This window comes from Staphylococcus sp. HMSC069E10 (assembly GCF_001809205.1).
Classification (GTDB): Bacteria; Bacillota; Bacilli; order Staphylococcales; family Staphylococcaceae; genus Staphylococcus; species Staphylococcus hominis.
This window is the reverse complement of record NZ_KV796479.1, coordinates 1-11,799: the sequence shown is the minus strand read 5'-3', so window position 1 is coordinate 11,799 and position 11,799 is coordinate 1. Positions and strand designations below refer to the sequence as shown.

At 28.8% G+C, this 11,799-nt stretch carries 13 protein-coding genes; 7 read left to right on the top strand and 6 right to left on the bottom strand.

Annotated elements, in window-relative coordinates; all coding sequences use genetic code 11:
- Positions 1-235: 235 nt before the first annotated feature.
- Positions 236-964, bottom strand: coding sequence for a DUF536 domain-containing protein (locus tag HMPREF2561_RS05790; RefSeq protein ID WP_002387625.1), 729 nt, complete (start codon positions 962-964; stop codon positions 236-238).
- A 439-nt stretch (positions 965-1,403) separates the two neighbouring features.
- Here HMPREF2561_RS05790 and HMPREF2561_RS05785 point away from each other — a divergent pair, with 439 nt between their 5' ends.
- Entirely contained in the window at positions 1,404-2,339 is a 936-nt protein-coding gene (locus tag HMPREF2561_RS05785) for a replication initiator protein A (RefSeq protein WP_002387626.1), read from the top strand.
- 228 nt (positions 2,340-2,567) lie between these two features.
- Here HMPREF2561_RS05785 and HMPREF2561_RS05780 read toward each other — a convergent pair whose 3' ends face one another.
- Together HMPREF2561_RS05780 and HMPREF2561_RS05775 are read right to left on the bottom strand one after the other, a co-directional pair.
- The gene (locus HMPREF2561_RS05780) at positions 2,568-2,807 is read right to left on the bottom strand and encodes a DUF3847 domain-containing protein (RefSeq protein WP_002387627.1); all 240 of its coding nucleotides are present in this window, start codon (positions 2,805-2,807) and stop codon (positions 2,568-2,570) included.
- A 16-nt stretch (positions 2,808-2,823) separates the two neighbouring features.
- The gene (locus HMPREF2561_RS05775; RefSeq protein ID WP_002387628.1) at positions 2,824-3,093 is read right to left on the bottom strand and encodes a hypothetical protein; all 270 of its coding nucleotides are present in this window, start codon (positions 3,091-3,093) and stop codon (positions 2,824-2,826) included.
- 203 nt (positions 3,094-3,296) lie between these two features.
- On the opposite strand from HMPREF2561_RS05775, the gene HMPREF2561_RS05770 reads away from it, so the two are divergent.
- The 5 genes from HMPREF2561_RS05770 (at position 3,297) to HMPREF2561_RS05755 (ending at position 8,355) form a co-directional block, all read left to right on the top strand.
- Positions 3,297-5,219 carry a MobA/MobL family protein gene (locus HMPREF2561_RS05770; RefSeq protein ID WP_049419691.1) on the top strand — a complete coding sequence of 641 codons (1,923 nt, stop codon included), beginning with the start codon at positions 3,297-3,299 and terminating at the stop codon, positions 5,217-5,219.
- 305 nt (positions 5,220-5,524) lie between these two features.
- Complete coding sequence (locus HMPREF2561_RS05765) at positions 5,525-6,256, top strand: hypothetical protein (RefSeq protein ID WP_002387631.1); 732 nt, start codon at positions 5,525-5,527, stop codon at positions 6,254-6,256.
- Between the two features lie 545 nt (positions 6,257-6,801).
- Complete coding sequence (locus tag HMPREF2561_RS10740; protein ID WP_002387633.1) at positions 6,802-6,897, top strand: type I toxin-antitoxin system Fst family toxin; 96 nt, start codon at positions 6,802-6,804, stop codon at positions 6,895-6,897.
- Positions 6,898-7,048: 151 nt separating this feature from the next.
- Positions 7,049-7,648, top strand: coding sequence for a hypothetical protein (locus HMPREF2561_RS05760; protein WP_002380771.1), 600 nt, complete (start codon positions 7,049-7,051; stop codon positions 7,646-7,648).
- 101 nt (positions 7,649-7,749) lie between these two features.
- A complete protein-coding gene (locus HMPREF2561_RS05755) occupies positions 7,750-8,355 on the top strand; it encodes a recombinase family protein (protein WP_002497488.1) in 606 nt (201 codons plus the stop codon).
- A gap of 242 nt (positions 8,356-8,597) precedes the next feature.
- On the opposite strand, the gene HMPREF2561_RS05750 is transcribed toward HMPREF2561_RS05755, so the two are convergent.
- The 3 genes from HMPREF2561_RS05750 to HMPREF2561_RS05740 are packed head-to-tail and all read right to left on the bottom strand — an operon-like array spanning position 8,598 to position 11,139.
- Positions 8,598-9,551, bottom strand: a complete 954-nt coding sequence (locus HMPREF2561_RS05750) for a metal ABC transporter substrate-binding protein (RefSeq protein WP_002497487.1) — start codon at positions 9,549-9,551, stop codon at positions 8,598-8,600.
- A gap of 18 nt (positions 9,552-9,569) precedes the next feature.
- The gene (locus HMPREF2561_RS05745) at positions 9,570-10,409 is read right to left on the bottom strand and encodes a metal ABC transporter permease (protein WP_002497486.1); all 840 of its coding nucleotides are present in this window, start codon (positions 10,407-10,409) and stop codon (positions 9,570-9,572) included.
- Positions 10,402-11,139: a metal ABC transporter ATP-binding protein gene (locus HMPREF2561_RS05740; protein WP_002497485.1), complete on the bottom strand. Its 738-nt coding sequence runs from the start codon at positions 11,137-11,139 to the stop codon at positions 10,402-10,404. Before HMPREF2561_RS05740 ends, HMPREF2561_RS05745 begins: the two co-directional genes overlap by 8 nt.
- 130 nt (positions 11,140-11,269) lie before the next feature.
- Between HMPREF2561_RS05740 and HMPREF2561_RS05735 the strand changes: the two genes are divergently transcribed.
- Positions 11,270-11,641 carry a metal-dependent transcriptional regulator gene (locus HMPREF2561_RS05735; RefSeq protein WP_070468498.1) on the top strand — a complete coding sequence of 124 codons (372 nt, stop codon included), beginning with the start codon at positions 11,270-11,272 and terminating at the stop codon, positions 11,639-11,641.
- Positions 11,642-11,799: the final 158 nt, after the last annotated feature.

Here is an 11,799-nt window from a genome sequence, read left to right as displayed (position 1 = left end):
GATATAAAATCGGGGCATATTCTTGAACCCCAAAAAATATGTAATACTAATATTCTATCCATAAAAAGTATGCGCTTAATATTAATTAAAACCTATTATCAGTAGTGTATATCAATATATATTATGAAACTGTTGACATAAGAAAAGATTATCAGAAGTTTCTTTAATATAAATAAAAGCACTATAAGTTAAGTTGCTTATAGTGCTTATTTAATATATTTTTTTCAAACAATCATTAGCCACCAAACAAACGACTCCAGAAACCTTTTTTAGTTTGGGTTTCTTCTATAGCAATACCTTTATCATTTTCTTTTTGTTTTTCTCCATCTTGTTGATTCTCAGATATACCTTTAGATTGAACCACTGGATTTATTTCTTCTTTCTGATATTGATTAGTATTTACAGAATCAGAAGTATATGATGCTTCTTGTACATCAAAGTTTTTTCGATCGTTAGTAGATTTATCGAAGGAATAATTCAGTTGTCTCTCTTCCTCTAATTGATTTTCCAATTTTTGAATCTTTTTATTACTTTCTAAAGCTAAAATTTGTTGATTCTCTAATAATTTATTTAATGTATTGACATTGCTATTTTGTTGATCTAATTGTTTAGTTAAATTCTCAATATATTTTTCATCATTTTTAGCTCTAGTTTCAAAGATTTCTATTTGCTTTTCTAATTCGTTTACTTTTGTTTTTAATGTCTCAGAACTATTTGAATTATTATATATATACTTTTCAACTTTTGCAGTATTTTCATCAAACAATTCTTTTTTTACTGATTCTTTATTTTGGGTTGTTCTCTCTTTCTTAGTGATTTTTTCTATAATTTTCAAATAATCATTATCATTAATATAATTAATTCCATTTTCTTTTTCAAAAGATATATTTAATCTTTTAGCATTATTAACAATAGTTTGTTTAGTTACACCTAATTCATCAGCAATCATTTTAATAGTTTTCATAATACCATCCTTAGGTACCTAATTTAGTACCTAAATTTTACCATCTAATGAAATTTATTTCATCATTTAGCGATAAATTTACTATCTATTAACTACCTAAATACCTAATTACCCACCTATAAATTTTTTTGATTCTTAATTAGGTACTAAAATAACGAATTATATATTTGGTGGTTTTAGGTGTACTTTTAATTATATTTAAAACTCTTTATATACGCCATTGAAAGTGTTAATATTACTTTATAAATATTAAAAGAGTCGATGCTATTGGCGTAGCATCGACTCTCGGTAATAAAACGATTCGCACTCGTTTGTTTATATATTTTTTTGATACTTGTATTATATATATCTAATCATCTAAGTGCAAGCACAAAACATATAACTTACGTAAAAATTGTTTTATTACCTCAATCCCAAAAATGGAAATGAGGTTTTTATTATGCCCAATTTTGAAAAATACAATTTATCACAAGTAAAAACTGAAAGATTTTATCAACTGCCTAAATATTTATTTGAAGATGCATATTTTAAGAAAATGTCTGCAGAAGCCAAAATTATGTATGCGTTATTAAAAGATCGTTTTGAATTATCCCTCCAAAATGAATGGGTGGATAAAAATAATAACATTTACTTTATTTTCAGTAATAAACATTTGTGCGAATACTTAGGTTATGCAGAACAAAAAATTATAAAATTGAAAAAAGAGTTAATAAAATTTAATTTACTAACTCAAGAACGTGTTGGACTTAATAAACCAAATAGATTATACCTATTAAAACCTAATTATAACATTAAAGCCAGTCATACCAAGGAACTTCCAAATTCACAGTTCCAGAACAATGAATTTGGAAGTTCTAGAACTGTGAATTTAAGTGGTCAAGAACTTCCAAATTCACAGTCTAATGATACTGATTATAATGATACTGATTATATTAAGACTGAGAGTAATGATACGGATGATTTGAATGATAATAAATTAAATTATCCTAGTAATCACACAAGTCATTCAAATCACTACTATTCAAAATTTAATGATGACGCTTTAAAATTTCAACTACTTGAAGAACTACCACAAAGTATTCAAAATTATTTAAATAACTTTTCTGTAGATGAAATTAAACTTATTAAATCTGTATTATTAAAAGCCAAAACATCCTTCAACAACTCCATTGATACATATTACTTATTAGAAGACATGGAAATAGAAATACTTCACGTTCTTAAACGTTTTAAAGCCGTGCTTATTCAAAAAAATGAAACTGTTGAAGCAATGCAAGGATATCTCATGAAATCTCTTAAATCTGAATTTGCTGAAGTGCATACGCTTAATAAGCGACGGGATAATTTACCAATCACTTCTTTATTTAATACTTGATTAAAGCTTTCTTGGCCAACTTTATATTCAAGGAAATATAATTATGTACATAGATGGGTCTAAAATTTTTCGGTTTTAGTCCCATCTTTTAATTTTTCAATTTCATTTTCTCTTGATCTTGTTTTTACTTATATAAACATTGTAAAACTAATATTTTTGATACTATCTTCAACAACTTATCTGTTATTTTATTCAAGTGCAATTCCAAGTATTTGTACGTATGATAAATTACTTCTTTTTATATTTATTGGGTTTATTTGTATTAATGTAGTTGGAATAAATCTTTAACAATTCTTCTGTTTCATCAGGACTTAAATGCTCACATTCAAAATACTTTTCAAGCATGGCGCCTTTTCGAATCAGTCTATGCGCTCTTTCTTTTCTATCTAAATTTTTTATTCTATTTTTTCTTAATTCAGCTTTTTCAATTGCAGCATTTGTTTTTTTGAGATGTTTAAAATCATCCATAATATCACTTACTATTCTAATTAATTTTGTTTTCTGTTAAATTTTCGTTGTTCCCGTTGCTGTTATTTTGTTCCATATCTTTATTAAATTCTTCAATGACTTTATCCATGATTTTATACAATTCATCACTAGAGTTAATCATATTTAAATCAAGTTTATTTAAAAAATAACCACCAATTTTATTAGATAGTTGTGCTTCTTGTTTTTTCTTTTGTTCTTTCAGTTGTTCAATTTGTTGTTCTAATTGACTTAATTTTGTAATATCTGTTTGTTTGATTTTAGACATTAAAAAACTCCCTTAATTTATCTATATAAAGCATATCATAATTCATTGGGTAAGTCGCACGTTCATGGTATAATATAACCAGTTCTTAAGACACTGCCCATTTACATGCAAATTAAAAATTGGCATAAAAATGGGCAACCCTACAGGTTGATTATTATAGTTCCCACAGGGGTTTAAATTCAAAAAAGAGAGGAGGTAAAATCATGGAGAAAGGTTACTTTATGTTGAGAGTGACTAATATTAATCGAGCAACAAAAAATATCGTTGCATCAGCATCTTATCGTTCTGACGAAGCATTATATAGTGAACGTACAGATGAAAAAATTAAGTTTAGAAATCATACAGTAAAACCTGAAAGCATGATTTTAACCCCTCAACATGCGCCTGATTGGACGAAAGATAGACAGCGTTTATGGAATGAAGTCGATAAAGTTGAAAAGCATAATGCGAAAACGAAAAACCCTAGATTAGCCAAAGAAGTCTTGTTAAGTTTACCTAATGATTTTGATAGAGAAGTACAAACAGAATTAACAAAAGATTTTATAAAAAGTGAGTTTGTAGACAAAGGAATGGTTGCTGATATTTCAATTCATAGAGATGATATGAACAATCCACACGCTCATGTGTTACTGACTCAAAGACCTTTTAATGCAGACGGTACTTGGGGGAAAAAGACAAAAACGAAAACACGATATGATGAAAACGGTCATGCGATTTTAAATCAAAATGGTAATAAAGTTAGAAAACAAGAACGCTTTGCCGATTTTGATTTCAAAGAAGTTCGTAAGCATTGGGAATTAAAATTAAATCAATATTCAGAACGTGAACAAAGTTTAAGACGATATGATAGTCGTTCTTTTGAAGATCAAGGGTTAGAAAAAATTGCCGAAATTCCACTGACAAGAGAAGAATATCGACTAGAAAAAAATGAGCAAAAACGTTGTGAAAAAGAGGGTATTGAGTACCAACCCGTTACTTATTACGGACAAAAAAATGAACAGATTAGACGATATAATCGTGGTGAAGTATCACAAATATTCAGTGATAAAGAGAAAGAACAAGCACAGAATGAAATTAGATTATTTACTCAAAATGCTAACGAACAAGTAAGTAAAAATGAACAAAGTTATTCTATTTTATTTGATAGATATCAACGTGATGTTGGCTATTCAGAGGCGAAAGAAACAATTAAAAATACGTTTGACAGTGCGTCTACCTTTGGTCGTAAAATTCAAAATGACTTACTTAAAAATGAAATTAAGAGACGTCAATTGAAATTCTATGCTAAAAATTATGATGAAAATTATCAGTTTAGAAAAGAAATTGAAAGTAAAGGATATAGTCAACAAGAGTTTGTTAATACTGTTGAAACTAACTATAAAGCGTTACTCAATGAGAAGAATAAGTTAGAAAGTAGAGAGGAAAAACGTAAAGAGATTTATCAATCAGCTAAAGATGTTTATCTAACTGAAAGTGAAAAAAATCATCTCATTGTTCAGCAAATGTACCCTAAATCTCATCATCATTTTAGCCATGATGAAAAAGCATTTATTGTTGATGAGGCACAAAAAGGTAATATTATAAAAGCAACTCATGTTCAATACCTATTCAAACAAAATAACAATATTCCTAATGATGTATTGTTGGAAGATACTTATAAAAAAGCAAGTAAGGATATTTTCTTTAGTGAAAGATATCTTAAAAGACTAGAAAAAGATAGCTTTGAATATAACGCTGAGTTGCAATTCATTAAAGAAAGAGAGAAAGAAATTGAAAGTTATAAAGAACATATTGATGATGATTTAAGAATAGATATAGGCGATAGAAGCTTTGAAAAAGTCAAAGACCAAACACCTAATGAAAAAGTTCAATTACTCATTAAACTTGAGAAATATAATAACATCGATCAAGAAAAAGTTATCGAAAAACATATTAATCAGGTGGATAGAAATAATAATGACAATCATCTTGAACATGAATATGAACAATCTAATCACATTCATTTACCAAAGATAAATGCTAGTGACTTCCTTATGTATTATGCGAATGAAACAGAAAAACAAAACAATATTAATCATAAGAAAAAGAAGAAGAAACAAGATAGAAATAACCAAATGAGAAGATAGTAGGCCGTTGAAATGATACAAAGTTCATTCTTTAATAAGAAACTTAAACAAATGTGGTACATTGGTTTTGTTTTAAAGATAATATTGAAATTCACGATTATATACGGAATTTTAACTTATTAAACAGATTGAAACGAATGTCGGCATAGCATGAGCTATTAAGCCGACCATTCGACAAGTTTTGGGTTTGTTAAGGGTTCCGAGGCTCAACGTCAATAAAGTAATTGGAATAAATATATGTTTTTACTATTAATGATTTCTTAGTGCAATAATCTAAAATTCAATTAAAATTTTGGAGGTAAGTTTTGGAGTGTATTTATGAGATATTAAAATCAATTTTTAGTTTCGTTAAATTTTTGTATCAGAATTTTTCTTTTCCAGTTTTATTTCTTATCATCATTTTTTTATTTAAAAAACAAATAAAAAAGATTTTGACTGATTTTACAGTGGGTGAATTCAAATTCCCTAGTGGATCGATAAAAGTAACACGTAAAGGTATTGAAAAAGATCAGCAAGAGTATTTAAGACAGTTTGAAAAAGAAAATGATAAAAGTATAGAATTTGATGCTGATGAGATGAGCGCTAAAATCGGAGAATTATTTGGAGTCGAATATAAAGATGGTTTGCCTATTGATAATTCTGGTGGTGGTGGTGCTCCACCTAAATCAGAAAGTCATAACCCATCAGTTTTTAACGCTCATCTATTTTCTATAGTGGCTAGTGAAGATTCTTTAAAAGAAGAGTATAATTTTTTCGGTTTCAAAGAGACCATTATATCTTTATATACTGCCTATTTATCTAATTATAAAAAAGATAAGTGGGTTACTAAAGGTGGTGCTCCTTATCATGTTTCAAATAGAGAAGAGAGCTTAGAGAAGAAAGCATTTGATATTATAACTGGGTATTATTTGGAAGCTATGAATACTCGTAAAAAATGGAACTTTAATACTATAAAATCTTATCAAAAGTTAATAAGAGTTGTATTGGTTTCTTATCAAGTTATAGAGCGAGAACTTATGGAGAAAAACGAAGAATAATTTTCGTGTTTCTTCCTGTTTTTGGCGTTTTAAGAGTCATAAATTTATAAAAAATATATAAGATACCCCTAAATGATCTAAAAAAGTATCTTAAAATTACAAATAAGGATATTTTAAATAAGGTCTAAGATAAATTTTATAAAAAAGAGTGTTTATTTTATGTCAATTAAACAAATAAAAGAACCTGTATTTCGGTTCTTTTTTATTTTGAGCATTTTTCACATAAATTTTTTGATTTTTAGCACAATTTTTTAGGTTTGTTACTCTATTAAGATTTTTTAAATTTCTTTGTGTTGTTATATTTTCATTTTTTATCACTAATAGACATCTAATTTAATAATTTTTGCTAGTAACTATTATGAAAAAAGAATAAGTTTATTAGGTATTTTACTAAAATAAGGATTGTTATTGTTAGTTTTTAATATCTATTTAAACATAAGATTACTCATCAAAAGTTATCTATTATCGTATATTCAGAGATGATATAATATATAGGTCGCCTATCTCTCAGGCGTCAATTTAGACGCAGAGAGGAGGTGTATAAAGTGATGCTTATTTTCGTTCACATCATAGCGCCAGTCATTAGTGGCTGTGCCATTGCGTTTTTTACTCATTGGCTAAGTAAATGCAATAAAAAATAGGTGACATATAGCCACACCAACAAAAATCCCCCCATTACTCGCAATAGTGGGGGGATTGGTGTATAAGTGAATACTTATTTTCGTTACCTAAATTATAACACTGGTTAGCAAAAGAATGCAAAACACTTATATTTAAAAAGGGGGAGTATCTTTGATTAGTGTCATAAGCTATAGTATAGAAATATTTAAGTATTTGTATTCAGAATTTAGTTTTCCATTATTGATAATGGTTATTATAATAATATTTTACAAACAGATAAAAAATATCCTTGATGATTTAACTAAATTACATATAAGTTGGAATGATCGTTCTATCGGAATAGAGAGGGAAAAAAAAGAAACTGTTGAATTGATGCAAATGTTACTTAAAGATAAAGTTGGCAGTGAAGGTAAATCTGTTATCTATGAAGGACAAAGAGGAGCAGGGGGAGAAGAATTAGATACTCATGATCCTATGTATTTTTCCAATTTAATTACGAGTAAAATATTTTTAATTAATCAAGTAGAAAAATATAATAAATTTTTTATAGCTGAAAAGCTTTTTGAAGGTTATGAAAGTAAATGTATGGAAAAATATGGAACAAATTATCACGGAGCAATAATAGAGACAAGAGATGAAAATATAATATTAACTGATGAAACAATACGTAAATTTTATTTTTTAACGAAAGACATAGAAAAAGAGAATGAATATTTGAGCTTAGATGATTTAAATAAATTTAGACTTTTAATATTTGCATTTACTCATTGATATATTAAAAATTAAGGTCTACCCTAATTGAACAATTAGGAGCCCTTGTAAAATACAGTTTCTAAATGTATGATTAGGGTGTATGAGAAAGGGTGTTGAAAATGATAGTTGGTTATGCACGAGTATCAACCATTGATCAGAATTTAGATAGACAGATTGAAAATTTAGAAGCATTTGGTGCTGAAAAAATATTCACAGAAAAACAATCAGGTAAATCGATTGAAGATAGACCTATTTTTATAGAAACATTGAACTTTGTAAGAATGGGAGATCGTTTAATCGTTGAATCGATTGACCGTCTAGGAAGAAATTATGACGAGATTATTCAAACGGTGAACTATTTAAAAGAAAAAGAAGTTCAATTAATGATTACAAGCTTGCCTATGATGAATGAAGCAATTGGTAACCCATTATTAGATAAGTTCATGAAAGATTTAATCATTCAAATTTTAGCAATGATTTCAGAACAAGAAAGAAATGAAAGTAAGCGTAGGCAAGCACAGGGAATTAAGGTAGCGAAAGAAAAAGGTATCTATAAAGGCAGACCTGTCCTTTACTCACCAAACGCGAAAGACCCACAGAAACGTTTAGTTTATCAACGTGTTGTAGAAATGTTAGATCAAGGAATTTCTATTAGTAAAATTGCTAAAGAAGTAGATATTACAAGACAGACCGTATATCGAATTAAAAATGAAAGAACAAAATAATTAATAAAATGAGTAAAAAGTGATTGTATAACACATTAGGAAATGATAATATGTTATACAATAACCTGCTTCTTTTAATTTAAAATTCTAAACTTTATTAAACTGTAAAAATGATAATTTCAAACTTCTTCATATTTTTCCCTTTAATAAGATATGAAGACGAAACATCTCTTCCAAAAGATAAGTAAAAAAGTGAGCGTTATTATCTATATAGACAATAACGCTCACTTTTAGTTTCATTGTTATTTTTCCAATCCATCAGTTAAAACATCTAAATTATACTCTAAATATTTAAGATAAGTATCAGCTACGCCACCTTCTTTACTAATTTCATCAGAGTAAATTGGTTTCTTGTAAATTGATACGCCACTTTCTTTAGATACGGTTTCCATTGGACGCTTATCTACGTTTGATTCTACAAATAAGTGAGATGGCTCATTTTTATCAATAAATTTTACTAAATCTTTGATTTGTTCTGGAGATCCATTCTCGTCCGTGTCTATCGCCCAAATATAACCTTCTTTTAGGTCATAACGGTCTGTTAAATATTGGAAAGCTTGTTCACTCGCTACAAAAACACGATCTTTCTTAGGAATATCGCCTAATTGTTTTTCATAATCATCTTCGATGTTATGTAATTTTTTTAAATATGCTTTTTCATTTTCTTTATAATAATCTTTGTTTTTTGGATTTCTTTCAGATAAAGATTTCGTGATATTTTTAATCATTTTTTCTCCTACTTTCGGATCAATAAATGCATGAGGGTTCACTTCTTTTTTGCCATCTTCATCTTTAATGTATTTAGGTTTAACACCTTCTGATGTTTTTATCGCATTTTCTTTTGAAAAATCAGAAGACTCTAAAGCTTTAAATAACCAACCTTTACTGCCACCTTCTAAATTCAATCCATTATAGAAAACCAAATCGGCACTCGAGATATGTTTAATGTCATCTGGTTTAGGATCGTAGTCATGCGGGTCAGTGCCTGTAGGCACTAAATTTTTAACTTCAACGTGCTCTCCGCCAATTTCTTTAACCATATCATCAATCATAGAAAAACTTGTGACCACTTTGATTTTATCTTTATCTACTGATTCTAATTCTTTATCTGAATCACCGTCTTTATCTCCATTACTACAAGCTGCTAAAACAACAGAAAGTGTAATGGTGAATAAAAATAATATCACTTTTTTCATTATAAAAATCCTCCTAAGTTAATGTTTAATCATTCTCCACAATAGCCCATTTCTAGGTGCTAAGAAGAATGTGATAATAAATATAGCTGTAATAACTAATACAATAACCACACCTGAAGGTAAGTTAAATGTAAAACTAAAGAACAACCCAATAATAGATGAAATAGCACCTATCAACGCTGATAAAAGAATCATGGTTGATAGTCTTTTAGTCAGTAAATAAGCTGTCGAAGCTGGCGTAATCAATAAAGAAACAACTAAAATAACACCGACGGTTTGTAATGAGGCAACAGTTACTAACGTTAATAACACCATGATTGTGTAATGGATGAATTTTGTTGGTAAACCTGAAGCTGCAGCCATGGTTGGATCAAACGTTGATAGTAAAAATTCTTTATAAAAGATCACTACAATAATTAAGACAATCGCAGCGACAATAAATGTTAATGTTCGATCCTGTTCTTTAACTGTCAGTACATTACCAAATAAAATTTCCGTTAAATCTATGGACGATTGCGCTTTCGTAACAAGTAAAACCCCTAAAGCTAGAAAGGCAGAAAAAACAATACCTATAGATGAATCGCTTTTGATTTTACTGTTTTGGTTAACGAAACCGATTCCTAAAGCTGCCATAATCCCAAAGACTACCGCACCGTAGAAAAAATTAATGCCCATCATATAAGAAATAGCTACACCCGGTAGAACTGCATGTGAGATAGCATCTCCCATTAGCGCCAAACTTCTTAATACGATGAAACAACCAATAACGCCACAGATGATTCCGATGACAACAGAAGTTACAAGTGCTCTTTGAAGAAAACTAAACTGAAATAACTCATGTATAAATTGACTAATCATTTTTATCCCCACTTTCAGAAGGGATCAAAATATTTGTGCCAAAGGCTTGTGCTAAGTTATCTCCCGTAAACACATTTTCAACAGAACCAAAATCGATTAAATGTTTATTTAAAAGAATAAGGCTATCGAAATATTTACTGACTTTGGATAAGTCATGATGAACAATTAAAATTGTTTTTCCAGATTCAGCTAGTTCTTTTAATAAATCAACAATGATATTTTCACTTGTAATATCGATGCCAACAAAAGGTTCATCAAGTAATATCAAATCTGTTTTCTGAACTAACGTTCTAGCAATTAACACTCGTTGAAATTGTCCTCCTGATAGCTCCCCTATTTGTCGATCTTTATATTCCGACATATCCACTTTGTTAAGGGCTTCTGTTGCCATTGCTTTTTCTTTTTTCCCAGGTAACTGCCACGGTTTTAACCGAGGGTATATACCTAAAATGACACAATCTAAAACTTTCATAGGAAACGTTGTATCGATATTACTTTTTTGTTCGACGTATGAAAGATTTTTAAGTTGCTTATGTATAGGCTTACTTTTAAAAAATGTTTGTCCTTTGTGTGGTATTAAATTAATCATTGCTTTAATCAAAGTTGATTTACCTGCCCCATTTGGGCCAATAATCCCAACAATTTGTCCTTCTATCATTTGTAAAGAAACATCTTGTAAAGCTCGGGTTTGATTATCATAAACCACTGACAAGTTTTGTACATCTAACACGCTATTCCCTTCTTTCTTCACTTGCGTAAATAATATATTTAGGTTATCCTAAATATATTATTTAGTCAAACGAAAATTTGAAGTTTGGCTAGCTATTTCTGCTTTAAAAATCAAAATTGTAGGTGGGATCATGATTACTGATGCGCAAAAGAAATATTTGAAAATTATCTTCCAATTAGGTGGAGACATTGAGCTAGTGTCTAATAAAATGTTATCTAAAAAGTTAGGAGCAGCGCCCCCTTCAATTAGCCAAATGTTAGATCGATTAACCGAAGCAGGTTTTTTCAAAAGTGAACATTATCGTGGTGTTATGTTAACTAAGAAAGGATTAACTTATACGATAGAAATGACTAACAATCATGAGATTATTAAAGCGTTTTTCATAAAAGTATTAAATATCAACTCTTCTGAAGTCAACCAAGAGGTTGATTTAATCGAAAATCACGTATCAGATAAATTTGTTCAACGTTTATCTGAATACTTAAGAACAAAACAATTTTAAAAAGGATGATTAACTATGAAGCTTTTTAATAAAAAGTACAGTACAAAGCAACAATTATTCTCTCCCAGCCCTCAAAATAAGAATACGAATCATAAATAAATGAGGCTGGGACATAATTTCTAACAAATTAGCCAGTAAATGAGTTTATTATAAATTCA

What these genes read in the sequence shown, in the direction of transcription:
- HMPREF2561_RS05750 (WP_002497487.1), bottom strand. Translation starts at nt 9,551, where the DNA reads ATGAAAAAAGTGATATTATTTTTATTCACCATTACACTTTCTGTTGTT.
- HMPREF2561_RS05785 (WP_002387626.1), top strand. Translation starts at nt 1,404, where the DNA reads ATGCCCAATTTTGAAAAATACAATTTATCACAAGTAAAAACTGAAAGA.
- HMPREF2561_RS05780 (WP_002387627.1), bottom strand. Translation starts at nt 2,807, where the DNA reads ATGGATGATTTTAAACATCTCAAAAAAACAAATGCTGCAATTGAAAAA.
- HMPREF2561_RS05745 (WP_002497486.1), bottom strand. Translation starts at nt 10,409, where the DNA reads ATGATTAGTCAATTTATACATGAGTTATTTCAGTTTAGTTTTCTTCAA.
- HMPREF2561_RS05775 (WP_002387628.1), bottom strand. Translation starts at nt 3,093, where the DNA reads ATGTCTAAAATCAAACAAACAGATATTACAAAATTAAGTCAATTAGAA.
- HMPREF2561_RS05735 (WP_070468498.1), top strand. Translation starts at nt 11,270, where the DNA reads ATGATTACTGATGCGCAAAAGAAATATTTGAAAATTATCTTCCAATTA.
- HMPREF2561_RS05790 (WP_002387625.1), bottom strand. Translation starts at nt 964, where the DNA reads ATGAAAACTATTAAAATGATTGCTGATGAATTAGGTGTAACTAAACAA.
- HMPREF2561_RS05770 (WP_049419691.1), top strand. Translation starts at nt 3,297, where the DNA reads ATGGAGAAAGGTTACTTTATGTTGAGAGTGACTAATATTAATCGAGCA.
- HMPREF2561_RS05755 (WP_002497488.1), top strand. Translation starts at nt 7,750, where the DNA reads ATGATAGTTGGTTATGCACGAGTATCAACCATTGATCAGAATTTAGAT.